Raw genomic sequence first — 23,667 nt, forward strand, 5'->3', positions numbered from 1 at the left:
GTCAGAAGGACATGCGTCAGAGATCGGCCAGCGGCCAGGCTTCATACGCTGGCGTTTCATAGGGATGGCTCTGCTTGAGCGCGCCGACGACCTGAGCGATCAGCTCGTCGGCCACGACCAGCTCGACTTTCCATTCCGCCAGACGCTCGACCTCGCCAACCCGCCCGGTGAACGGCCGACTGCCGTCCAGCGGGCGAAACTGCCCTTGGCCGAGCGTCTGCCAGGCACACTGGTCGTAGTCGCCGATGCGTCCGCCACCGGCGGCGAACACAGCGGCCTTGACCACGTCCAGGTGGCTGGACGGGACGAAGAAGGCGAGCTTGTACACGCTCAGTCCACCCAAACCCGCGCATTGCGGAACATGCGCATCAGCGCACCGTCTTCCTGCCAGTCGTCCGGGCACCAGGAGTTCTGCACGGCACGGAACACACGTTCCGGGTGCGGCATCATGATGGTGACACGGCCGTCACGGTTGGTCAGGCCGGTGATCCCGCGCGGCGAACCGTTCGGATTGGCCGGGTAGGCTTCGGTCACGCGACCATGGTTGTCGACGTAGCGCAGCGCCACGCAACCCGATGCATCGGCGTCGATCAGCGCCTGTTCGCTGGCGAACTCGGCATGGCCCTCGCCGTGGGCGATGGCGATCGGCATGCGTGAACCGGCCATGCCCTCGAGGAAGATCGAGTTGGATTTCTGCACCTCGACCATGGCCACGCGCGCCTCGAACTGCTCCGAGCGGTTACGCACGAAGTGCGGCCAATGCTCGGTGCCCGGGATCAGCTCGTGCAGGTTGGACATCATCTGGCAACCGTTGCACACGCCCAGAGCAAAGCTGTCGCTGCGCTCGAAGAAGCCTTGGAAGGCATCCCGGGCCCGACGGTTGAACAGCGCCGACTTGGCCCAGCCCTCACCGGCACCGAGCACGTCGCCGTAGGAGAAGCCGCCGCAGGCGACCAGGCCCTTGAAGTCGGCGAAGTCGACACGGCCAGCGAGGATATCGCTCATGTGCACGTCGATCGCAGCGAAGCCCGCTCGGTCGAAGGCCGCGGCCATCTCGACCTGACCGTTGACGCCTTGCTCGCGCAGGATCGCTACCTGAGGTCGAACGCCGGTCTTGATGTACGGGGCGGCGATGTCTTCGTTGACGTCGAAGCCCAGCTTGGCGTCCAGGCCGGGGTTGTTCTCTTCGAGCAGCGCCTCGTACTCCTGGTCGGCGCAGTCGGCGTTGTCACGCAGGCGCTGGATCTGGTAGCTGGTCTCGGCCCACTGGCGCTGCAACAGACGGCGCTGATCGTCGAACAGCACCTCACCGTTGAGGCTGATGGACACTTCGCCGTTGTTGATCGGTTTGCCGATCACCGCGACGCAGTCGCCCAGGCCCGCGACGCTGAACTGGGTCAACACGTCAGGGGTGGCGTCCTGGCGCACCTGGATGACGGCGCCCAGCTCTTCGTTGAACAGAATGCCCGGCACTTCGCTGCGGCTGTCGGTCAACGGGTCGAGATGCAGGTCCAGGCCGCAATGGCCGGCGAAGGCCATTTCCAGCACGGTGGTCACCAGGCCGCCGTCGGAACGGTCGTGGTAGGCCAACAGGTGGCCGTCGGCGTTGAGGCCTTGGATCACGGCGAAGAAGGCCTTGAGGTCTTCGGCATCGTCGACGTCCGGCGCCTGAGCACCGAGCTTGCCGTAGGTCTGGGCGAGAATGGACGCGCCCATGCGGTCCTTGCCACGGCCCAGGTCGATCAGGATCAGGTCGGTCTCGCCCTTGTCCATGCGCAGGCGCGGGGTCAGGGTGCCACGGATGTCCACCACCGGGGCGAAGCCGCTGACGATCAGCGACATCGGCGCGGTGACGCTCTTCTCGGCGCCCTCCTCGCTCCAGCGGGTCTTCATCGACATGGAGTCCTTGCCCACCGGAATGGTCAGGCCCAGCTCAGGACACAGCTCCATACCGACGGCCTTGACCGTGTCGTACAGGCGCGCGTCTTCGCCGGGGTGGCCAGCGGCCGACATCCAGTTGGCCGACAGCTTGATGTCGGACAGCTTCCCGATGCGCGCGCCGGCCAGGTTGGTCAGCACCTCGCCGATCGCCATGCGCCCGGAGGCCGGTGCATCCAGCAGGGCCAGCGGTGTGCGCTCGCCCATGGCCATGGCTTCGCCGGTGTAGACGTCGAAGCTGGTGGCGGTGACGGCGCAGTCGGCGACCGGGACCTGCCACGGGCCGACCATCTGGTCGCGGGCGACCAGACCGGTGATGGAACGGTCGCCGATGGTGATCAGGAAGCTTTTGCTGGCCACGGCCGGGTGACGCAATACGCGCTCCACGGCTTCGTCCAGGTCCAGCGCGCTCGGGTCGAAGTCATCGCCCAGCTCGGCTTCGCGGGCGACCGAGCGGTGCATGCGCGGCGGCTTGCCCAGCAGCACGTCCAGCGGCATGTCCACCGGGGTGTTGTCGAAGTGGCTGTCGGTGACGGTCAGGTGCGGCTCTTCGGTGGCTTCGCCGACCACTGCGAACGGGCAGCGCTCGCGCTCGCAGATGGCCTTGAAGCGTTCGAAGTCGTCAGCGCCAACGGCCAGCACGTAGCGCTCCTGGGATTCGTTGCTCCAGATCTCGTGCGGGGCCATGCCCGGCTCGTCGTTGGGCACGTTGCGCAGCTCGAAACGACCACCGCGGCCACCATCGTTGACCAGCTCGGGGAAGGCGTTGGAGATGCCACCGGCGCCCACGTCGTGGATGAAGGCGATGGGGTTCTGCTCGCCCAGCTGCCAGCAGCGGTCGATGACCTCCTGGCAACGGCGCTCCATCTCCGGGTTCTCGCGCTGGACCGAGGCGAAGTCCAGGTCCGCGGAGCTGGCGCCGGTGTCGACCGACGAGGCCGCGCCGCCGCCCAGGCCGATCAGCATGGCCGGGCCGCCGAGCACGATCAGCTTGGCGCCGACGGTGATCTCGCCCTTCTGCACATGGTCTTCGCGGATGTTGCCCAGGCCGCCCGCGAGCATGATCGGCTTGTGATAGCCGCGCACTTCTTCGCCATGGGGGGTCTGGATCGACTGCTCGAAGGTGCGGAAATAGCCGGTCAGCGCCGGACGCCCGAACTCGTTGTTGAACGCCGCGCCGCCGAGCGGGCCGTCGATCATGATGTCGAGGGCGTCGACGATGCGCTCGGGCTTGCCGTAGGCCTGCTCCCAGGGTTGCTCGAAGCCGGGGATGCGCAGGTTCGACACGGTGAAACCGGTCAGGCCTGCCTTGGGCTTGGCGCCGCGACCGGTGGCGCCTTCGTCACGGATCTCGCCACCGGAGCCGGTGGAGGCGCCGGAGAACGGCGAGATGGCGGTCGGGTGGTTGTGGGTCTCGACCTTCATCAGGATGTGCACGGGCTCGCGCACCGCACCGTACTGGCGCGTCTCGGGGTTGGGGTAGAAACGACCGGCGACGTGGCCGACGATCACCGAGGCGTTGTCCTTGTAGGCCGAGAGCACGCCTTCACTGTGCATCTGGTAGGTGTTCTTGATCATCCCGAACAGGCTCTTGTCCTGGGCCTGGCCGTCGATGTCCCAACTGGCGTTGAAGATCTTGTGGCGGCAGTGCTCGGAGTTGGCCTGGGCGAACATCATCAGCTCGATGTCGTTCGGGTTGCGCGCCAGCCCCTGGAACGCCTGGACCAGGTAGTCGATCTCGTCCTCGGCCAGGGCCAGGCCCAGGTCGACGTTGGCCTGGGCCAGGGCGGCGCGGCCGCCGCCGAGGATGTCCACGGAGGTCATCGGGCGTGGCTGGGCGTGACTGAACAGGTCGGCGGCCTGCTCCAGCTGGCTCAGCACGCGCTGGGTCATGCGGTCGTGCAAGTGCGCGGCGACTAGTGCAACCTCGGCGTCGGACAGGTCGCCGGCGACGGAATAGGCGATGCCGCGCTCGAGGCGGCGCACGTTGTCCAGGCCACAGTTGTGGGCGATGTCGGTGGCCTTGCTCGCCCAAGGCGAGATGGTACCCAGACGCGGCACGACCAGGAACAGTCGACCGGCAGGCTCCTGCACCGGTACGCTCGGGCCGTACTCGAGCAGGCGACCCAGCACCTGTTGCTGCTCGGCGGTCAGCTCGCCATCGACTTCGGCGAAGTGGGCGAATTCGGCATACAAACCAGAAACAGCAGGGACTTTCTGGCTCAATTGCTCGAGTAATTTACCGTGGCGAAAGGCAGAAAGGGCAGGAGCGCCGCGCAGGATCAACATCGTCGGGACAGCCTCAAGAAGGGGTGTGCTTGGAGGCCGGGCATTCTAGCGTAAAACACGGGGAATCGGCACCCGGTTGGAACGAGCGGTCGGCGGTGGGGTCGAGCTGCAAGCTGCAAGCTGCAAGCTGCAAGCTGCAAGTAAAAGCATACCGCGCTGCCTGAGTGCTGCATGAACACCTGACCGTCCGCCCTGCCGCCCGCTTGTAGCTTGTAGCTCGCAGCCGCTACCAGAGCCCTAGTCGATTGTCGAGATATGGCGCAGCCAATGCTTTGCGTATACTGCACCCTATGTCCGCCACCATTGCTTTGCGCCAGCGTTGCGCCAGATGGCTCCTCGCAACCGCCCTCTTCCTCATGCTCGGTGCCTGCGTTGAAAAACCCAGCACCCTCGAGCGCATCAAGGAGGACGGCGTGCTGCGCGTGGTCACCCGCAACAGTCCGGCGACCTATTTCCAGGACCGCAATGGCGAAACCGGCTTCGAGTACGAGCTGGTCAAGCGCTTCGCCGACGAGCTCGGGGTCAAACTGGAGATCCAGACCGCCGACAACCTCGACGACATCTTTGCCCAGCTGAGTGCGCCCTCGGGGCCGGTCCTGGCGGCGGCCGGGCTGGTCAGCAGTGAACAGCGCAGCGCCCAGGTGCGCTTTTCGCACCCCTACCTCGAGGTCTCGCCCCAGGTCATCTACCGCAACGGCCGGTCGCGACCGACCGATCCCCAGGGGCTGGTCGGCAAGAAGATCATGGTGCTCAAGGGCAGCAGCCACGCCGAGCAGCTGGCCGCCCTGAAGAAACAGTACCCAGCGCTCGAGTACGAAGAATCCGATGCGGTCGAGGTCGTCGACCTGCTGCGCATGGTGGACGAAGGGCAGATCGACCTGACCCTGGTGGACTCCAATGAACTGGCGATGAACCAGGTGTACTTCTCCAACGTGCGCGTGGCCTTCGACCTGGGCGAAGCACGCAGCCAGCGCTGGGCCGTGGCGCCAGGCGAAGACAACAGCCTGCTCAACGAGGTCAACGCGTTCCTCGACGAAGCCGAAGGCAATGGCGTGCTGCAACGCCTCAAGGACCGCTACTACGGGCATGTGGACGTGCTGGGCTATGTCGGCGCCTACACCTTCGCCCAGCACCTGCAGCAACGCCTGCCGCGCTACGAGAAGCACTTCAAGGCTTCGGCCAAGGTCGAGGGGGTGGACTGGCGACTGCTGGCGGCCATCGGCTACCAGGAGTCCATGTGGCAGCCGGAAGTCACGTCCAAGACCGGCGTGCGCGGCCTGATGATGCTGACCCAGCGCACGGCTCAGGCCATGGGCGTGTCCAACCGCCTCGACGCCCGGCAAAGCATCCAGGGCGGGGCCAAGTACTTCAGGCTGATCAAGGCGCAGCTCGACGACAGCATCCAGGAACCGGACCGTACCTGGTTCGCCCTGGCCGCCTACAACGTCGGCAGCGGTCACCTGGAAGACGCACGCACCCTGGCCAAGCGCGAAAAGCTCGACCCCAACAAGTGGCTGGACGTGAAGAAGATGCTGCCGCGCCTGGCGCAGAAACAGTGGTACCGTCAGACCAAGTACGGCTATGCGCGCGGCGGTGAGCCGGTGCACTTCGTCGCCAACATCCGCCGCTACTACGACATCCTCACCTGGGTGACCCAGCCGCAGCTCGAAGGGGAGGCGGCGCAAGGCAACCTGCACGTGCCGGCGGTGAGCCCGAGCAAGCCGGCCGAGGGCGCTGCGCTGAAGTGAGCCTCGGCCTCACGAGCCGGCCTTGCGCCCCCGCCTGGCCTTGAAGAACTCGCTGAGCATCTGTCCGCACGCCTCGCCCAGCACACCGCCCTCATAGAGCACGCGGTGGTTGAGAAACCCCTGCTCGAAGAACTGCCCCTGGCTCTGCACCACGCCGGCCTTGGGCTCCAGCGCGCCATACACCACGCGTGCCACCCGTGAATGCACGATCAGCCCAGCGCACATGCTGCACGGCTCGAGGGTCACGTACAGCGTGCTGCCCGGTAGCCGGTAATTGCCTGCCATGCGCGCTGCCTCGCGGATGGCGACCATTTCGGCATGGGCGCTCGGGTCGCTGTCGAGGATCGGGCGGTTGAAGCCCTGGCCCACCACCTGCCCGTCCTGGACCAGCACGGCGCCTACGGGCACCTCGCCCAAGGCTGCGCCTTGAGCCGCCAGTGCCAGCGCCAGCTCCATGAAGGCCTGATCGCGACTGCGATCGATGATCCGTGGCCGCATCAGACCACCGCGATCGCGGCCATCAGGCCGGTTTCCATGTGGTCGATGACATGGCAATGGAACATCCAGGTGCCAGGGTTATCAGCCACCAGCGCCACCTGCGCCCGCTCGTTGCGACCCAGCAGGTAGGTGTCGGTGAACCAGGGCTCGGTGATCGTGTGGCGATTGGAGCCGATCACCTTGAAACTCATGCCATGCAGGTGGATCGGGTGCTGGTACTGCGTCATGTTCTTCAGCTCGAAGATATAGCTCTTGCCCTGCTGCAAGGTGGCGATAGGCCGGTCCGCACAGGTCTTGTCGGTGATGTCCCAGGCTTTGCCGTTGATCTGCCACAGGCTGGGCGGCTTGCCGTCGTCCACCCCGGTCGACAGCTTGCCCGACCATTCGAAGTTGAAGTTGAGCGTCTCGGCGCTCTCGAGGTCCGGCTCGGCGATCGGGTTGGGCGGCAAGGCCGGTGGCCACTCGCCGGGAGGCTGGTCGCTGGCGACCGAGCGCAAGGTGCCCAGGCGCACGAAACCATCGCGCAGCGAGATTTCCTCACCGGCCTCGGGAATCTTGATGGCCAGGCAAAGCCGCATGCCGGGGCCCAGCCAGTATTCTTTCTCCAGCGGCCTGGGCCGGACCGGATTGCCATCGATCGCGTAGATCCGGGCTTCGCAATTGCCCTTGAGGTTGATCCGGTAGGTCCAGGTGTTGTCGAGATTGAGCAGACGTACGCGCACCACCTGCCCTGCCGGCAACTCGGTGACCGATTCAGCGTCGCCATTGATGGTGATCAAGCGCCCAGCCGTGCCGTTGCGTGCCGCCTCGCGGGGCACGCTGAAGGACATGAAGGCACCCTGCTCGTCCACGTGCCAGGTCTTGAGATTGAGCACGCGCTCGTGCTGGAAGCCGGTCGGCTCGCGCTCATCGACGATCAGCGGTCCGACCAGCCCACGGCCCAGCTCTTCGGAACTGGCCACATGGGGGTGGTACCAGTAACTGCCGGCGTCCGGCACGCGGAACTTGTAGTCGAAATATTCGCCTGGCTTGACCGGCAGCTGGGAGACGTAGGGCACGCCGTCCATCTCCAACGGCAGGCGGATGCCGTGCCAATGGATGGTGGTCTCGATCGGCAGGTGGTTGATGAAGCGGACCCGCAGCCAGGTGCCCTGGCGAACCCGCAGCTCGGTGCCGGGCGCGGAGGGGCCGAATGCCCAGGCCGGGGTGATGTGGCCGGGCACCAGCTCGACGTCCAGGGGCGCGGCGATCAGTTCGTAGTCGTGCCCGGCATTCTCGTCTTCCACCTTGCCTAGCCAATAGCGCGTGGCGCCCCCTGCGCCCAGGCCGACCACGGCCAGGCCAGTCAGGCCCTTGAGAATTTGTCGGCGGGTCAGGGACATCGGGCGGGTACCTCGTCATGCAGGAGCGTTGTGCCAACAGCGTGGCAGCGAAGGGCGAATACGATACACCTGCAATTGCGAAAGATTAAGCGATGCGTGACGGCTGGAGCTGAAAGAAATGTCATGTTGGCCTGCCCAAGGCGGCTCAGGTGGACGGCGTGCAGCGATCCACCTGAGCCGCCAGGCACGTGCGCCTAGCGCTTTTCTGCCTTGGCCAACGCCCGCCGGTAGCGCATCCCGCCCATCAGCCCTTCGCTCAAGCGCTCGCGCAATCGCACGCTGCGCGCATCGTCCGGCTGCAGGCGACAGGCCTGTTCGCACCAGTAGACCGCCTGCGGGTAGTCATGGCCTTGCGGGCAGTCCTCGGCGCGGTAGTGTTCGGCGAGCACATACATGGCATCGGCCCAGCCGCGCTCGGCATACTGCCGCAGCACTGCCAGATTGCGCCGCACGCGTTCGGAGTCGACCTTGTGCCCGGTCAGGTAGCCGTGAATACCGATGAAGCAGTTCGGAATGCGGTTGAGCGCCCGAGGGGTGAGCGTCGGCTGGTCGACCAGCTCGTCCAGGCACGCCACCTCGCAGTCGTTGCCCAGCTCGCGCAAGGCCTCCACGTCCCAGCCGGGCAGGCCGCCCTCCTCCACGCCACGGTCGCAGACCACGCTCAGGTTGTACAACGCCCGTCCAAAGCCATGAGCACCCGCTTGGCGATACCAGTGCAGGGCCGTCACCGGGTCATCTTCTTCGTGCAGGTAGGCCAGGGCGAACTGCATCTCGGGCACACCCAGCGCGGCCGCGTACTCGACCATGTGCCGCAGCGCCGTGCCGTGCAGGCTTTCGTCGAAGGCGTAGTACACGTCATTGAAGGGGCACTCGCCTTCCGGCTCCGGCATCGGTCCATACGTAAGCGCCTGTCGGTACCAGTGCTCTGCCTGGGCAGGGTCGCGTGGTACGGCGCACCAGCCGGTGTCGCACAGCAGCCCATAGAGCACCGCAGCGAAGGCCGACTGTTGACGCGACTGGGATACCACCTGGCCGAACCAGGGGCCCATGCCGGTGTGTGCCGCCACACACAGCATGCGGTAGAGCACGTCGTCCGCTGCGGTCAGTTGGGGCCAATCGACAAGCACCTGCGCGTAGTAGGCCTGGGCGTGCGCCATGTGATCGGCCAGATACGCCAGATCGCCCAAGGCCAGGCTGACCCGGGCCCGTGCCGAGGCCGGCAACGGTCGCTCCAGCAAGTGCCGGCCCCGCTGGAAGGCGGCCTGACAGGCTGCGTCGTCCTCCACGTCCACGCTGTCGGCATCGAGGTCGTCGAGCCAGGCGACCAGGCGGATCGCGTTGCGCTGCGATTCATCCAGACGCGCGGCCAGCGGCGAATCGGCCAGCCAGAGGATCTCCTCATGGCTGCCGCCCCAGCGCGGCGTGCGCAAAAAGGCATACAGCTCCAAGGCCCAGGCGCCGACTGGCGAAGCCTGGAGCGCCTGATGCAGCCAGAAGAACCCTTGCGGCTCACCTTCGCGACGGGGGTAAGCGGCCAAGGCAGCCACCAGGCGGGTCGGGGGCACGGCAGGCAGCGCCGGCACGGGTGGCAGGTTCGGCCAGTGGGCGAGCGCCGCCTGCCGACGCTGATGCAACGCGGCCAGCTCGGCGTCGCTCGACTGGCCTGTCAGCCAGGGCATCAGCCAATCGGGTTCGCCGAACACCAGCACGGAGCGCATCAGGCTCACGGTCATCACCCAGGGCAGAGGCTGACGCTGGGCCACGTCCAACGCCTGAAGAAACAGCGCATCGCAGGCCAGATGGGCCTGTTGCCATTGCCCCTCGCTAACGTCTTCAGCCAAGCCCTGGCCGCGCGTCTCGCTGGCAGCCTTTTCCCACAACAGGCAGGCGACGACGTCCGGCCAGACGCTGTCCGGACACTGGCGTTTCCACACGGGCAACTGTTCGACGTAGTGCTGGCAGCCCTCGGCGAAGGCCTGAAGCGTCGCGCAGTGGGTGCCAAGGGCCTGCTCGCTGGCACTGTCGCCCGCCGACAGCAGACCCTGCAAACGGTCATCGAGGGCGTCGAAGCGCGCTTCGAGCAGGTCTTGCACGATTGGGGGTCGTTGGACAGCGTGAAGAGGTTCGGCAGAATGACGAGAAGACATGCAAGTCCTTTTAGCTGTAAGAAAAACGAGACAAGCCTACCTCACGATCGCGGGCAGGTGGGCTGCAACGTAGGTGACAAGCGTCGGCGCAAGCGTTGTTCAAGGTGCTCAGGACGCTGGTGCGTAAAGCCCACAGGACCTCAGCGAGAAGCGCCGACCTGGACTCGACGGATCAGGTGCACCACCAGCAACCCTGTTGCCACGAGCATCGACACGGCCCCTGCTGGCAGCGTGACCAACATGTACCAGCCCATGACGCCCAGCCGATAGAACGTCGGGCCGGCGTCCCAGCCCAGGATCCAGCAGGCATGCGGGCTCCCCTCGTCCACCTGGCAGCCGAACTGGCTGGCCACCGTGCCTGCGCCGATCGCCAGGAGCAAGGGGGCCGCGGCGAACAGGGCGATGCCGAGCATGGACAGGGTGTAATAGCCCAGCAGTCGACGGAGGCTGAGGGTATCGGAACGCGGAGTGGACGAAGGACGCACAGGCATGGGCAGGTGAACTGTGTGGGTGGCGTGAGGGTTGGCAAGCGGCCGGACTGCCAGGTTCGGGTCAAGGTAACACGGCAGGCGACACGGGTGCGCCGCCAGAAACGCAGTGCGCATGCACGCTGCAGGGAGCGAAAGCGACCGGCTGACGGAACGAAGTCAAAGTGCCACTAGTCGTAGACGCTGTAGAAATCCCAGGATCGGCCGATACCCCTCCTGGGAACATGCATTCAGCCCCGCTCGGTCCAGGCTGGAAAGGGCCATCCAGTCGGTCGTTCACCTGGTCGTCTTTTCAGAGCATCGCCTAATGAAGAACATACTGCTCGGTCTTCGAGCGTCGATGTCCGTGCCCAAGGACAACCCTGGCCTGGTCAAGGCGCAATACATCTCGCTGTCGCGCCAGTTGCCGATGATGTATTTCATCCTGCTGATCAACACCTTGATGCTGGCGGGCACCCACTTTGCGCTCGCGCCGCGCTGGCTGGTGGTGTACTGCCCGTCGATCATGACGCTGTTCGGTGTGGTCCGCGCGGTGGAATGGGTGCGTACGCGCAAGCGCACCCGCACGCCAGAACAGATGCTGGCAGCGCTCAGGCGCACCAACATGCTCGCACCCTTCGTGGCCGTGGCGTTCACCGCCTGGTCCCTGGCGCTGTTTCCCCATGGCAACAGCTATACTCAGGCGCATGTCGCCTTCTACATGGCGATCACCGTCATCGGCTGCATCTTCTGCATGATGCACCTGCTGCCCGCGGCCCTGGCCACCACGGCGGTGGTGAACACGGCGTTCGTGGTGTTCTTTGCTTCCACCACCATCCCGACCTTCATCGCCACGGCGATCGATGTCCTGCTGGTGTCCATCGCCATGCTGGTCATCCTCAAGGCGCAGTACGCCGACTTCACCCGCCTGGTGAACATGCAGGCGCAGACGGCCAAGCTCAGCGAAGAAAACCTTCACCTGGCCAATCAGGACAGCCTGACCGGGCTGGCCAATCGGCGGCAGTTCTTTTCCCGTCTCGAGACCCTGCTGTCCCACGCCCCGGAGCAGGGGGCTCGTCTGGCCGTTGGATTGATCGACCTGGACGGCTTCAAGCCGGTCAACGACCTCTACGGCCACAGCATCGGTGACAAGCTGCTCTATCAGGTGGGCCAGCGCCTGACCGGGCTGCTCGACGACGGGGTGCACCTGGCCCGCCTGGGGGGCGACGAGTTCGGCCTGATCATCACGCGGGCCATGGGCGACGATCAATTGCGGGCGTTCGGCGAGAACATCTGCGACCGCCTGCGCGAGCCGTTCCTGCTGGTGGACATCCCGATCCAGATCAGTGGCTCACTGGGCATCGCGACCTTCCCGGACCAGGCGTCCTGCGCCACGCAAGCGTACGAATACGCCGACTATGCCCTGTACCAGAGCAAGCGCCACCGCCCCGGCACGGTCTGCCTGTTCAGCGGCGCCCATCGCCAGCAGCTCAACCGCGAAGGCTTGACCGAACAGGCGCTGCGCAGGGCCGATCTGGATCGCGAGTTCTACATGGTGTTCCAGCCCATCGTGGACATCTACCGCGAGCACACCGTCGCCTTCGAGGCACTGGCCCGCTGGGAAAGCCCGGAACTGGGCCACGTGCCGCCCAGCGATTTCATCCCGATCGCCGAGCGCATCGGCATGGTCAATCAGCTCACGGTGCCGCTGCTGAGCAAGGCGCTGGACGCTGCCGCGAACTTCCCGGCAGGGATTCGCCTGTCGTTCAACCTGTCCGCCCACGACTGCGGGTCGGAGGATGCCGCCCAGCAGATCGTCGAGCTGATCCAGCGCAGCCGTTTCGACCCGACCTGTCTGGACCTGGAGATCACCGAAACCGCTGTCATCCAGGACTTGCCACAGGCCCAGCGCGCGATCAGCCGGTTTCGCGAACTGGGCTGCGGCATTTCCCTCGACGATTTCGGCACCGGCTATTCCAGCCTGAGCCAGATCCATGCGCTGTCGCTGACCAAACTAAAAGTGGACCGCACCTTCGTCACCCACATCCACCTCAACCCAGCCAGCTCCAAGATCGTCAAGTCGCTGGTGACCCTGTGCCAGGACATGCAGCTGGAATGCATCGTCGAAGGTGTGGAGACCGCTGACGAACTGGGCGCCTTGAAAACCCTCGGTTGCACCCTGGCCCAAGGCTACCTGTTCTCCAAGCCCATGCGCGCCAGCGAGATCAGCACCTGGCTCGAAGGCGAGCCGTTGGCCAAGGTCCAGGCAGTGTAAACCGCCGGTGCAAGCAGCCGCTCTTTCAGGACTGCTGGCAAACGGCGAGGCGCGCTTTCATTCCTTCGGCAGTCGCCGCGTCACCGCGCGCACGGCGACCGATGCCGCAGCCCCCGTGAAAGCCCCTACGGGCCGCAAGCCGCCTGTCGAGACGGGGAACGCGTCCATCCGTCGCATCCCCTCCAGCCCCCCTGCAACCCGCCGATAGTCCTACTAACCGTACGCTGCCCTTTTCCGATCGAGCTCCCATGAACCCACTCGCCTTCCTGAAAAAATCCCGCCCCTCGCGCCCGGGCACCGCCACGCTCACCAGCACCGCCAACGACCTGGAGGCTGCCCTCGCCGCCCTGCGCATCACCCCCACGTTGATCACCGGTTTCCTGTCGCCGCACCTGAACATCGACGCCATCGCCGCCACGCTCAGGCGCCGCTTTCCCCACGCCAGCATCAGCCTGTGCACCACCGCGGGCGAGCTGTGCAATGCGCCCCGTTCGCTGTACTGCGCCACGGGCGAGCACTGGGACCGGATCGTGCTGCAGCTGTTCGACGACAGCCTGATCGCCTCGGCCGAAGTGGTGATGGTGCCGCTGGAGTGCGAGGACATTCGTGGCGGTGGCAAGCGGTTGGGAATGCAGGAGCGGATCGCCAAGCTGGTGGCCAACATCAAGCGAACGCAGGTACGCACCTCGATCGATCACCGCGATACGCTGGCGTACGTGGTGTTCGACGGGTTGTCGGCGTCGGAGTCGTTCTTCATGGAGGCGCTGTACGAGTCCGGGCGGTTTCCGTGTCTGTTCGTGGGCGGGTCGGCCGGGGGCACGTCGGACTTCCAGAAGACGCTGATCCATGACGGCCAGCGCAGCTATCAGAACCACGTGCAGATGGTGTTCCTGAAGACGGCGGCGAACGTGCGGTTCGACGTGTTCAAGAGCCAGAACTTCAAGGCAGAGAACCTGACCTTCAGTGTGCTGACGGCTTCGGTGGAAGACCGCACGATCGACCAGGTGATCGACGGCAGCGGCAACATCAATAGCATGGTGCAGGCACTGTGCGACGCGTTCGGGTGTGCACCACAGGCGCTGGAATCGAAGCTGGCGGACTACTCGTTCGCGATTCGGGTCGGCAGTGAGCTGTTCGTGCGGTCCATCGCGCGTATCGATTACGAACAGCAGATCGTGCAATTGTTCTGTGACGTGGCGCCGGGCGAAGAGCTGGTGATGGTACGGCGCACCCCCTTGCGCGAGGCGACGCGCCTGGACTACGAGCAGTTCCTGCGGGACAAGGGCGGCCAGCCGGTGGCGGGCATCCTCAACGATTGCATTCTGCGCCGGCTGAACAACGGCGCCGAGCTGGGCAACATGACCGGCGTGTTCGGCGATGTGCCGTTGACCGGGTTTTCGACCTTCGGCGAGATCCTGGGCCTGAACCTGAACCAGACGCTGACGGCGATCTTTTTCTTCCGGGTCGCCAAAGGCGCGAGCTTCACGGCCGAGTACGTGGACAACTTCATCGCCCACTACGGCGAGTTCAAGGCCTTCTTCCTGCGGCGCCAGGTGAAGAAGCTGGCGGGTTTGAACCATGTGGTGGTCAAGCAGATCGCCGCGTTCAAGAACAACGACTTCACCGACACCTTCAATACCCGTGGCCTGGACCGCACGATCCTGCCCGTCTTCGAAGGCCTGACCGACCTGGGCCAGGTGCTGGCCCAGGCCGAGCGCCAACAGGAAGACATCGCGTCGCAGCTCAAGCAGTACTCCGGTGAACTGCATGCCTCGATGGACGAACTGGTGGGCACGATCGGCCAGCAGAATACGGTGTCCGTCCAGGCCGGGACCACGGTCGAGGGGCTGTCCAGCCAGGCAGAGACCGCGGTGGAAGGTGCGCGCGCGCTGGCAGGGTCGAGCTTGCGGATCCAGTCGATCGTGCAGGTGATCCAGCAGATCGCCGGGCAGACCAACCTGCTGGCGCTGAACGCGGCCATCGAAGCTGCACGCGCGGGCGACCTGGGCCGGGGCTTCGCGGTGGTGGCGGACGAGGTGCGCAAGCTGGCGGAAATCACACGCAAGAATGCGGCGGACATCGGCGCGGACATCGAGGTGCTGTCGGGGGAGATCCAGCGGGTGGCCCAGCAGATCGAGGATCAATCGACCGGGGTGGGTGCGCTACGAGAAATGCTGGACACGCTGGAGGCGTCCAGCCGGGCGACGGAAGGCACGGCCCAGCGGACCAAGACCCTTGCCGATACATTGACGGGGCTGACGCATGCGTGACGTAGTCAACCGCGTTTTCTTGGCTACCCTTCGTCCCATCGGTCAAATCCTCGGACAGCGCCTCAACTATCGGGCTTGGCTGCCGTAACCAATAACAGTCGATCCTCATTTTACGGAGCCTCAGCATGTCACTACTTCCCGACCGCCTCTCAGGCCGAATGACGCTGGGCATCCTGACGCTGCTGGTGCTGACCGCGTTGGCGATCTACGCCGTCATGACCTTGGGCGGCAAGCCCCGGTTGGTCGCTGCGGGTACCGAGGCCGCGGAACAATCGGCCAATGCGATGACCCGCCAGCTCGCCATGCAAGTGAACCGCATCGAGGGCACCACGACGGCGATGGCGCACCTGGCCGAAACCCTGCCCCACGACGAGGCCCTGCTCAAGGCCACTCTGCCCAACGTGATCGACAGCCAGGGCGATGCCGCCATTGCAGGCGGCGGGCTGTGGCCAGAACCCAACGCGTTTACGGCCGGAACGGATCGGCGCAGTTTTTTCTGGGCCCGCAACGCCAGCAATGGGCTGGTGTATTCGGACGAATACAATGCCGCGCAAACCCCCTCGTACCAGGCTGAATCCTGGTACACCGGCGCGAAAACCGCGCCACCGGGGCGTTGCGTCTGGTCGGACGCCTACCAGGATCCGGTCAGTGGCGTGGCCATGACGACCTGCAGCGTGCCCTACCAGGCACAGGGCACGTTCGCCGGAGTCGCGACGATCGACCTCAAGCTCGACGGCCTGGCCGCGTTTCTCGAGGCCAATGGCAACGTCACCGACGGCTATGCGTTCGCCGTCGACGGTTCAGGGAACCTGCTGTTCTTCCCCGAAGCGAAAAGCACGAAGGGCCTGCCGACCCTGGCCAACTTGAGCCAGGAGCAACCGTGGCTCAAGCCAGTCGTCGACAGCCTGTCGAGCCATTCCACTGGCACGACGACGCTGCACCTGGAAAACGATGCGCGCCTGGACGGGCCGGCCTACGTCACCTTGGCGACCATGGAAGGCACTGGTTGGCGCATTGGTCTGGTCACGCCCGAGGCCCGCGTGGTCGGACTGGCGAACACACTGACCGGGCAGATCCTGCTGTTCCTGCTGCCGCTGCTGGGCATTTTGCTGGGGCTCGCCTGGCTGGCGGGCAAACGACTGCTCACCCAGATCGAGGAAACCACCACGCAAATCGAACGGCTCGGCCAAGGCGGTCAAGCCGGTGCTCAACTGGAGATTCTGCGGTCAGATGAGCTGGGTGCGCTGCGCAGCGCCGTCAACCATTACGCCGGCTCCTTGCGGACCATGCTGCGACAGATTGCCGATGAGTCGGTGTCCCTGGAAGCCCAGGCCAACGAGCTGGCGCAACTGTCCAACGGCCTAGCGGAACGAGCAGAAGCGCAACGCCAGGACAACACCCTGCTCGCCACCGCCATCACCGAAATGTCGGCCAGTGCCCATGAGGTCGCACACAACACCAGCGACTGCTCGGACACGGCACGCAGCTCGCTGGCAGAGGCGCAAAAGAGTCAGCAGCAGGTCAACCGCAACGGTGAATCCATTGAAAGCCTGGCGACCGACATCTCGGGCGCGGCCACCGCGATCACTCAGCTGGGTGAAGACATCGAGCGCGTCGGCAGCGTGCTGGAGGTCATCAAGTCGATCTCCCAGCAGACGAACCTGCTGGCGCTCAACGCGGCCATCGAGGCCGCGCGCGCTGGTGAACAAGGTCGGGGGTTTGCGGTGGTGGCCGATGAGGTGCGGACACTGGCAGGCCGCACACAGACGTCTGCCAACGAGATCCAGGAGATGATCACTCAGTTGCGTGAGGCCTCGACGTCTGCCGTCACCACCATGCAGAACGGCGCCCACCGCACCCGCGAGTCCGTGCAGCAGGCGATCGGTGTGGCCGCCACCTTGGGCACGACCGTGGGCAGTTTCGATGACATCGTCCAGCGCGCCCAGCAGATTGCCGTCGCGGCCCAGGAGCAGAGTCACGTGACACAGGAAATCAACGAGCTAGCGGTGCGTATCCATGCGGCGAGTGAGGAAGGTGCGCGGGATGCGAACACGCTTCGGGAGCTGGGTAGGGGGATGCAGTCGATTTCGGCGCGGCTGGGGGGGTTGAGTCGGGGGGCTGATTAGGTTTGATAGGTAGGGAAGTGGGCATTGGTTTCGTGGGGCGATGTTGGTCTGCCTGCGTCAACGACCCCCGCCCTCACGAAGCAGGCATCGTTAGCTAGACGTACAGAGATAAGCCAGCATGTATCCGTCTGCTCTTTGCAGACAAGAAAAACCGGCCGGAGCCGGTTTTTTCACGCTACAAAATCATTCCCACTCAATCGTCGCTGGCGGCTTGCTCGACACGTCGTAGGTCACCCGCGAGATCCCTTCGATCTCGTTGATGATGCGACCGCTGACCGTTTCCAGCAGCTCGTACGGCAGGTGCGCCCAACGGGCCGTCATGAAGTCCACGGTCTCGACCGCACGCAGGGCCACGACCCAGGCGTAGCGGCGGCCGTCGCCGACGACGCCGACCGAACGCACCGGCTGGAACACCACGAACGCCTGGCTGGTCTTGTGGTACCAGTCGGCCTTGCGCAGCTCTTCGATGAAGATGTGGTCGGCGCGACGCAGGATGTCGGCGTATTCCTTCTTCACTTCACCCAGGATGCGCACGCCCAGGCCCGGGCCCGGGAACGGGTGGCGATAGACCATGTCGTACGGCAGGCCCAGTTCCAGGCCGATCTTGCGCACTTCGTCCTTGAACAGTTCACGCAGGGGCTCGACCAGCTTGAGGTTCATTTCCTCGGGCAGGCCGCCGACGTTGTGGTGGGACTTGATCACGTGGGCCTTGCCGCTCTTGGCGCCGGCCGACTCGATCACGTCGGGGTAGATGGTGCCCTGGGCCAGGAACTGGATGTTCTCGAGCTTGCTGGCTTCGGCATCGAAGATGTCGATGAAGGTGCGGCCGATGATCTTGCGCTTCTTCTCCGGGTCGGCTTCGCCGGCCAGGTTGTCGAGGAACTGGGCTTCGGCGTCGGCGCGGATCACCTTGACGCCCATGTTCTCCTTGAACATGGCCATGACCTGGTCACCTTCGTGCAGGCGCAGCAGGCCGTTGTCGACGAATACGCAGGTCAGCTGGTCGCCGATGGCGCGGTGCAGCAGCGCGGCGACCACGGAGGAGTCGACACCGCCGGACAGGCCGAGCAGGACGTTGGCCGAACCGACCTGTTCACGCACCTGGGCGATGGCGTCTTCGACGATGTTGGACGGGGTCCACAGGGCTTCGCAGCCACAGATGTCCTGGATGAAGCGGGACAGGATGCGACCGCCCTGCTTGGTGTGGGTCACTTCCGGGTGGAACTGCACGCCGTAGTAGCCACGGGCATCGTCGAACATGCCGGCGATCGGGCAGCTCGGGGTGCTGGCCAGGACGTGGAAGTCGGCCGGCAGCTGGGTGACCTTGTCGCCGTGGCTCATCCAGACGTCGAGACCCAGCACGCCGTCGGCGTCGATGTGGTCTTCGATGCCGTCGAGCAGGCGGCTCTTGCCGACCACGTCGACGCGGGCGTAGCCGAACTCACGCAGCTCGGAACCTTCGACCTTGCCGCCCAGTTGTTCGGACATGGTCTGCATGCCGTAGCAGATGCCCAGCAGCGGGACGTTGAGGTCGAAGACGGCCTGCGGTGCGCGCGGGCTGTTGGCTTCGTGAACCGACTCGGGACCGCCGGCGAGGATGATGCCACGCGGGTTGAATTCGCGGATCGCCTCGTCGGACATGTCGAACGGGTGCAGTTCGCAGTAGACGCCGATCTCGCGCACGCGGCGGGCGATCAGCTGGGTGTACTGGGAACCGAAATCCAGGATCAGGATGCGGTGGGCGTGGATGTCGAGGGCCATGGGGAACTCTCTGGTGCAGCCGAGGCATCGAGCCCCAGGCCGCAAGTTGATCGGGGAAACGGGAAGAGCAGCTGCACGCGGTGAGCGGCAAGCGGCAAGCTGCTGTGTCAAAGCGGTCACCGCGCCAGGCGCACTGACCGCCGTACTGTTTCGTGTGGCTACCGCTTGCAGCGTGCCGCTCGAAGCGGGCCGTCAGCCTACGCGGTAGTTCGGCGCTTCCTTGGTGATCTGCACGTCGTGCACGTGGGACTCGGCCATGCCGGCACCGGTGATGCGCACGAACTCCGGACGGGTACGCATCTCGTCGATGTTCGCGCTGCCGGTGTAGCCCATGGACGAACGCAGACCGCCCATCAGCTGGTGGATGATCGCGGCCAGGGCGCCCTTGTAGGCGACACGACCTTCGATGCCTTCGGGGACCAGCTTCTCGGCGCCGGCCGAGGAATCCTGGAAGTAACGGTCCGAAGAACCTTGCGACTGGGCCATCGCACCGAGCGAGCCCATGCCACGGTAGGCCTTGTAGGAACGGCCCTGGAACAGTTCGATCTCGCCTGGCGACTCTTCGGTACCGGCGAACATCGAACCCATCATCACGCACGAGGCGCCGGCCACGATGGCCTTGGACAGGTCACCGGAGAAGCGGATACCCCCGTCGGCGATCAGCGGCACGCCGGTGCCTTCGAGGGCTTCGGCGACATTGGCGATGGCGCTGATCTGCGGCACGCCGACACCGGCGACGATACGGGTGGTGCAGATCGAGCCTGGACCGATACCGACCTTGACGGCGTCGGCGCCGGCTTCGACCAGGGCCTTGGCCGCGGCACCGGTGGCGATGTTGCCGCCGATCACCTGTACCTGCGGGTAGGTTTCCTTGACCCAGCGCACGCGGTCGATCACGCCCTTGGAGTGACCGTGGGCGGTGTCCACCACCACCACGTCGACGCCGGCAGCGACCAAGGCAGCGACGCGCTCACCGGTGTCCTTGCCGGTACCGACGGCGGCGCCGACGCGCAGGCGACCCTGGTCGTCCTTGCTGGCCAGCGGGTAGGCCTTGGCCTTCTCGATGTCGGTGACGGTCATCATGCCCTTGAGGTTGAAGGCGGCATCGACGATCAGGACCTTCTCCAGGCGGTGCTTGTGCAGCAGCTCGCGGACTTCTTCCTTGTTGGCACCTTCGCTGACGGTGACCAGGCGATCCTTGGGCGTCATCACTTCGCGCACGGTGACGTCCAGGCGGCTTTCGAAGCGCACGTCACGGGAGGTGACGATGCCGACCAGGTCGCCGTTCTCCAGCACCGGCACGCCAGAGATGTTGTTCAAGCGGGTCAGTTCGAAGAGGTCGCGCACGGTGGCGTCGGCGTCGATGGTGATCGGGTCGGTGACCACGCCGGCCTCGAACTTCTTGACCTTGCGTACTTCGCTGGCCTGCTGTTCGATGGTCATGTTCTTGTGGATGATGCCGATGCCGCCTTCCTGGGCCATGGCGATGGCCAGGCGGGCTTCGGTCACGGTATCCATGGCGGCGGAGACCAGGGGGATGTTCAGCTCGATCCCGCGGGTCAGGCGGGTCTTGAGACTGACCTCGTTGGGCAGTACCTCGGAGTAGCCAGGTACAAGGAGGATGTCGTCGAAGGTCAGTGCTTCTTGGCTGATACGCAGCATCGCGGATGCTCCCGGGCGGGAAAAATGGAAGCGCGCCATTATACTCATGCCGGGGCCGTTGCTCAACGCGAAATGCCGAGTGGTGGGGCGCAACGCTGACTTTTTCTGTCAATTCCTGCGCTCGTGGATCGACCGTGCCGGTGGGCCCTCCCCCACCTACTGCCCCACGCTCACTACCGCCACCGGCTGGTCGAGCCAGTCGGCGAACTGTTCGATAAACGCTGGCGTGAAGCCCGCGCCACCCCAGCCATTGAAGATGAAGCCCAGGTTGGAAAAGGCACACGGCTGCAGGAACAGGAAGCCATTGATGTCGTCCTCGAACCCGCACAAGGGGCAGGTGAAGTTGTCGCTCACCCCGGGCATCCACTCTTCCAGGCTGTCGAACAGCGGTTCCCCGACTTCACGGCGGCATTCAGGGCAGCCGGCCTCCTCGAGAAAACCGTCGGTAGGCGTATAGATGCAGCGCTTGAGCACGACCTCCAGACCATTGGCCTGTTCGCCGAATGGCAACTGCTCAGGGTGCAAGGCGTACTTGCGCGCGCCTTCTGCCAGGGCATGGCCCATATGGTTGCCGGTGCGGCCGCAGGTGGTCAAGGCTTCCTCCACCACCTTCTCCCGCACCAGCCAGCGCAGGATGGCCCGGGCACGGGCCTCGTGAAACGGCACGGTGGACAGCTTGGGGACGATGATGCGCTGGGTACTCATGGGCAAGACGAACCTGGACGGCGGGGGTGGCTCATTCTAGCGCCTGCGCAGGCGCCGAGGTAGCGACCGAGCCGCGCGCCCCGCAGCCCGGCCCGCGACCCGTCACGCTCAGGCCTTGTAGCGCTCGACCAGCGCATAGAGAATCGCCGCCGTCTCGGCATCCAGCACGCCCCGGTAATCGGACGGACGAAAGTGCAGCTGAAAGGCCCTGAGCAGCGCACGCATCTGGCTTGCATTCGGTTGCGCCGGCACCTCGTAGCCATAGGCACGCAGCTGGGCCTGAACTTCCCTGGCAGCCGGCAAGGCGCGCGCGAACTGCGCCAGGAACTGTGCCTTGCGGGTCTCGTCGTACCAGGCCCCGATACCCGCCTCATGCAGGCGCTGCCAGGGGAACGCCGCGCCTGGGTCGCTCTTGCGGCCGATGGAAATGTCGCTGTGGCCGACGACGTGGGTCGGGGTGATGTCCGGATACCGCTGCAGGATGTCTCGACTCAACTGGATCAGGGCATCGATCTGTTCGGGGTGGTAGGGCGGAAAGGTGAATTGCCCGTTGCTCGCCGTCGCCTCGTTGACCAGCTCGATGCCGATCGCCGTGTCGTTCAGGTGGCTGCGCCCGGCCCAGGCGCTGCTGCCCGCATGCCAGGCACGCTCGCCTTCGTCGACGAGGTTGAAGATGCGCAGCCGACCGAAGCCTGCACGCTGATAGGTCGGATCGGCAGGATTGGGCAGCAGGTAGTGCGCGCTGACCTCGTTGCCCTTGGCCAGGGCATTGACCGAACCATTGAAGTGGATGGCGGTGTAGTGGAACACCAGAAAGCGGACGCGCCGATTGAAGGCCTTGGCGCGGTAAGTGGTGGAATCGACCTCGTACATGGGGCACCTCCTCGGGACGGGAAGCGCTCAGGCTAGGCGCGCGCTCATGGGCGGATAAGCCCTTCATTTCGCCGCGAAAGGTAGGACGCTTCCCGTGATCCTGCACCGGTGCATCCGACGGACTTGTCCTTTATGATGCCTCCATGATCAAAGACCCTTTCGAACGCCTTGGTCTGGACCGTGAAGTCCTGACCGTCAGCCAGCTCAACGGCCGCGCACGCGTGCTGCTCGAGGACGTGTTCCGCTCCATCTGGGTGGAGGGCGAGATCTCCAACCTGGCCCGGCCGGCGTCCGGGCACCTCTATTTCACCCTGAAGGACAGCGGCGCCCAGGTACGTTGCGCACTGTTCCGGCAGAACGCTGCGCGGGTACGGCAGGCGCTGCGTGACGGCCTGGCGGTGCGGGTGCGTGGCAAGGTCTCGCTGTTCGAAGGGCGCGGCGACTACCAGCTGATCCTCGACACGCTCGAGCCGGCCGGTGACGGCGCGCTGCGTCTGGCGTTCGATGCCTTGAAGGAAAAGCTCGGTGCCGAAGGGCTGTTCAGTGCAGACCGCAAGCGCGCCTTGCCCGCTCACCCCCGACGCATCGGCATCGTCACCTCACCCACCGGCGCGGTGATTCGCGACATCATCAGCGTGTTCGGCCGCCGTGCACCGCAGGTGGAGCTGAACCTGATCCCCACCGCCGTGCAGGGTCGCGACGCCATCGGGCAAATCGTCAAGGCGCTGCAGCGGGCCGATGCGCAAGGCTTCGATGCGCTGATCCTGGCCCGTGGCGGCGGTTCGCTGGAAGACCTCTGGTGCTTCAACGAAGAGGCCGTCGCCCGGGCCATTGCTGCCTGCGCCACGCCCATCGTCAGCGCCGTGGGCCATGAGACGGACGTCTCGATCAGCGATTTCGTGGCCGACGTGCGGGCGCCGACGCCGTCGGCGGCGGCCGAACTGCTGGCGCCCGACAGCAGCGGGCTGCGCCAGACCCTCGAGAGCCTGGAGCGGCGCCTGCTGCTGCGCCTGCGCAACCGTCTGGCCCACGATCGCCTGCGGCTGGATGGCCTGTCACGGCGCCTGCGCCATCCGGGCGAGCGTCTGCGCCAGCAGGCCCAGCGCCTGGATGACCTGGACATGCGCCTGCGCCGGGCCTTCACGCTGCACATGCGCCAGCACCAGCAACACCTGGAGCGGCTGCAGGCACGCCTGGGCGCGCAGCATCCGGGGCGCACGCTGACCTTGCTCGGCCACCGCCTGGACGCCCTGGCCGAGCGCCTGCCGCGGGCCATGCGCGACCTGCTCAAGGACCGCCGCCAACGGCTCCAGGCCCAGGTGCAGACCCTGCAAGTGGTCAGCCCGCTGGCGACCCTCGCACGCGGCTACAGCATCCTGCTCGACGAAAAGGGCCATGCCATCCGCAGCGCTGCCGACACCCACACCGGCCAGCGCCTGACCGCTCGCCTGAACGATGGCGAATTGAAGGTGCGTGTCGAAGACAACCACCAGACGCCCGTCACCCTCTCCCTTCTGGACTGACCC

Annotated in this window: 15 protein-coding genes and 1 pseudogene; 6 read left to right on the plus strand and 10 right to left on the minus strand. The window is 65.5% G+C overall.

Translation table 11 applies throughout. The features are described 5' to 3' along the window. Positions 1-16: 16 nt before the first annotated feature. Both G7007_RS10310 and purL read right to left on the minus strand, forming a co-directional pair. Positions 17-328, minus strand: a complete 312-nt coding sequence (locus G7007_RS10310; protein ID WP_181101462.1) for a Nif3-like dinuclear metal center hexameric protein — start codon at positions 326-328, stop codon at positions 17-19. A gap of 2 nt (positions 329-330) precedes the next feature. Continuing rightward, positions 331-4,227 carry a phosphoribosylformylglycinamidine synthase gene (gene purL, locus G7007_RS10315; protein ID WP_181101463.1) on the minus strand — a complete coding sequence of 1,299 codons (3,897 nt, stop codon included), beginning with the start codon at positions 4,225-4,227 and terminating at the stop codon, positions 331-333. A gap of 290 nt (positions 4,228-4,517) precedes the next feature. Here purL and mltF point away from each other — a divergent pair, with 290 nt between their 5' ends. Beyond that, positions 4,518-5,975 carry a membrane-bound lytic murein transglycosylase MltF gene (gene mltF / locus G7007_RS10320; RefSeq protein ID WP_181101464.1) on the plus strand — a complete coding sequence of 486 codons (1,458 nt, stop codon included), beginning with the start codon at positions 4,518-4,520 and terminating at the stop codon, positions 5,973-5,975. A gap of 9 nt (positions 5,976-5,984) precedes the next feature. Here the strand turns inward: mltF and tadA are convergent, their stop codons facing one another. The 4 genes from tadA to G7007_RS10340 form a co-directional block, all read right to left on the minus strand. Next, the gene (tadA, locus tag G7007_RS10325; protein WP_181101465.1) at positions 5,985-6,473 is read right to left on the minus strand and encodes a tRNA adenosine(34) deaminase TadA; all 489 of its coding nucleotides are present in this window, start codon (positions 6,471-6,473) and stop codon (positions 5,985-5,987) included. Further along, the gene (locus G7007_RS10330; protein WP_181101467.1) at positions 6,473-7,855 is read right to left on the minus strand and encodes a multicopper oxidase family protein; all 1,383 of its coding nucleotides are present in this window, start codon (positions 7,853-7,855) and stop codon (positions 6,473-6,475) included. Before G7007_RS10330 ends, tadA begins: the two co-directional genes overlap by 1 nt. A 194-nt stretch (positions 7,856-8,049) precedes the next feature. Then, the gene (locus G7007_RS10335; RefSeq protein ID WP_181101469.1) at positions 8,050-9,948 is read right to left on the minus strand and encodes a DUF4034 domain-containing protein; all 1,899 of its coding nucleotides are present in this window, start codon (positions 9,946-9,948) and stop codon (positions 8,050-8,052) included. 194 nt (positions 9,949-10,142) lie between these two features. Beyond that, a complete protein-coding gene (locus G7007_RS10340) occupies positions 10,143-10,493 on the minus strand; it encodes a hypothetical protein (RefSeq protein ID WP_181101471.1) in 351 nt (116 codons plus the stop codon). Positions 10,494-10,797: 304 nt separating this feature from the next. Between G7007_RS10340 and G7007_RS10345 the strand changes: the two genes are divergently transcribed. The 4 genes and pseudogenes from G7007_RS10345 (at position 10,798) to G7007_RS22665 (ending at position 17,140) form a co-directional block, all read left to right on the plus strand. Next, positions 10,798-12,744: a putative bifunctional diguanylate cyclase/phosphodiesterase gene (locus G7007_RS10345; protein WP_181101472.1), complete on the plus strand. Its 1,947-nt coding sequence runs from the start codon at positions 10,798-10,800 to the stop codon at positions 12,742-12,744. A 248-nt stretch (positions 12,745-12,992) separates the two neighbouring features. Beyond that, a complete protein-coding gene (locus G7007_RS10350; RefSeq protein ID WP_181101474.1) occupies positions 12,993-15,014 on the plus strand; it encodes a methyl-accepting chemotaxis protein in 2,022 nt (673 codons plus the stop codon). A 215-nt stretch (positions 15,015-15,229) separates the two neighbouring features. Further along, a pseudogene (locus G7007_RS22660) lies at positions 15,230-16,021 on the plus strand (cache domain-containing protein); the annotation flags it as partial. 417 nt (positions 16,022-16,438) lie between these two features. Next, a complete protein-coding gene (locus tag G7007_RS22665) occupies positions 16,439-17,140 on the plus strand; it encodes a methyl-accepting chemotaxis protein (RefSeq protein WP_445675780.1) in 702 nt (233 codons plus the stop codon). 183 nt (positions 17,141-17,323) lie between these two features. Here the strand turns inward: G7007_RS22665 and guaA are convergent, their stop codons facing one another. From guaA to G7007_RS10375, 4 genes are all read right to left on the minus strand, one after another. Beyond that, the gene (gene guaA / locus G7007_RS10360; RefSeq protein ID WP_060392754.1) at positions 17,324-18,901 is read right to left on the minus strand and encodes a glutamine-hydrolyzing GMP synthase; all 1,578 of its coding nucleotides are present in this window, start codon (positions 18,899-18,901) and stop codon (positions 17,324-17,326) included. A gap of 192 nt (positions 18,902-19,093) precedes the next feature. After that, the gene (gene guaB, locus G7007_RS10365) at positions 19,094-20,563 is read right to left on the minus strand and encodes an IMP dehydrogenase (RefSeq protein ID WP_181101478.1); all 1,470 of its coding nucleotides are present in this window, start codon (positions 20,561-20,563) and stop codon (positions 19,094-19,096) included. 156 nt (positions 20,564-20,719) lie between these two features. Next, on the minus strand, positions 20,720-21,268 hold the full coding sequence (locus tag G7007_RS10370) for a sugar ABC transporter ATPase (RefSeq protein ID WP_181101480.1): 549 nt from the start codon (positions 21,266-21,268) through the stop codon (positions 20,720-20,722). Between the two features lie 108 nt (positions 21,269-21,376). Continuing rightward, positions 21,377-22,141 carry an N-acetylmuramoyl-L-alanine amidase gene (locus G7007_RS10375; protein ID WP_181101482.1) on the minus strand — a complete coding sequence of 255 codons (765 nt, stop codon included), beginning with the start codon at positions 22,139-22,141 and terminating at the stop codon, positions 21,377-21,379. A gap of 143 nt (positions 22,142-22,284) precedes the next feature. On the opposite strand from G7007_RS10375, the gene xseA reads away from it, so the two are divergent. After that, positions 22,285-23,664 (plus strand): exodeoxyribonuclease VII large subunit, encoded by a 1,380-nt coding sequence (xseA, locus tag G7007_RS10380; protein ID WP_181101484.1) that lies wholly within the window; start codon positions 22,285-22,287, stop codon positions 23,662-23,664. Positions 23,665-23,667 lie beyond the last annotated feature (3 nt).

Origin of the sequence: Pseudomonas entomophila, assembly GCF_013523125.1 — a bacterium.
Taxonomy (GTDB): domain Bacteria; phylum Pseudomonadota; class Gammaproteobacteria; order Pseudomonadales; family Pseudomonadaceae; genus Aquipseudomonas; species Aquipseudomonas entomophila_B.

What these genes read in the sequence shown, in the direction of transcription:
- purL (WP_181101463.1), bottom strand. Translation starts at nt 4,227, where the DNA reads ATGTTGATCCTGCGCGGCGCTCCTGCCCTTTCTGCCTTTCGCCACGGT.
- mltF (WP_181101464.1), top strand. Translation starts at nt 4,518, where the DNA reads ATGTCCGCCACCATTGCTTTGCGCCAGCGTTGCGCCAGATGGCTCCTC.
- tadA (WP_181101465.1), bottom strand. Translation starts at nt 6,473, where the DNA reads ATGCGGCCACGGATCATCGATCGCAGTCGCGATCAGGCCTTCATGGAG.
- G7007_RS10330 (WP_181101467.1), bottom strand. Translation starts at nt 7,855, where the DNA reads ATGTCCCTGACCCGCCGACAAATTCTCAAGGGCCTGACTGGCCTGGCC.
- G7007_RS10340 (WP_181101471.1), bottom strand. Translation starts at nt 10,493, where the DNA reads ATGCCTGTGCGTCCTTCGTCCACTCCGCGTTCCGATACCCTCAGCCTC.
- G7007_RS10345 (WP_181101472.1), top strand. Translation starts at nt 10,798, where the DNA reads ATGAAGAACATACTGCTCGGTCTTCGAGCGTCGATGTCCGTGCCCAAG.
- G7007_RS10350 (WP_181101474.1), top strand. Translation starts at nt 12,993, where the DNA reads ATGAACCCACTCGCCTTCCTGAAAAAATCCCGCCCCTCGCGCCCGGGC.
- G7007_RS22665 (WP_445675780.1), top strand. Translation starts at nt 16,439, where the DNA reads ATGTCGGCCAGTGCCCATGAGGTCGCACACAACACCAGCGACTGCTCG.
- guaA (WP_060392754.1), bottom strand. Translation starts at nt 18,901, where the DNA reads ATGGCCCTCGACATCCACGCCCACCGCATCCTGATCCTGGATTTCGGT.
- guaB (WP_181101478.1), bottom strand. Translation starts at nt 20,563, where the DNA reads ATGCTGCGTATCAGCCAAGAAGCACTGACCTTCGACGACATCCTCCTT.
- G7007_RS10370 (WP_181101480.1), bottom strand. Translation starts at nt 21,268, where the DNA reads ATGAGTACCCAGCGCATCATCGTCCCCAAGCTGTCCACCGTGCCGTTT.
- G7007_RS10375 (WP_181101482.1), bottom strand. Translation starts at nt 22,141, where the DNA reads ATGTACGAGGTCGATTCCACCACTTACCGCGCCAAGGCCTTCAATCGG.
- xseA (WP_181101484.1), top strand. Translation starts at nt 22,285, where the DNA reads ATGATCAAAGACCCTTTCGAACGCCTTGGTCTGGACCGTGAAGTCCTG.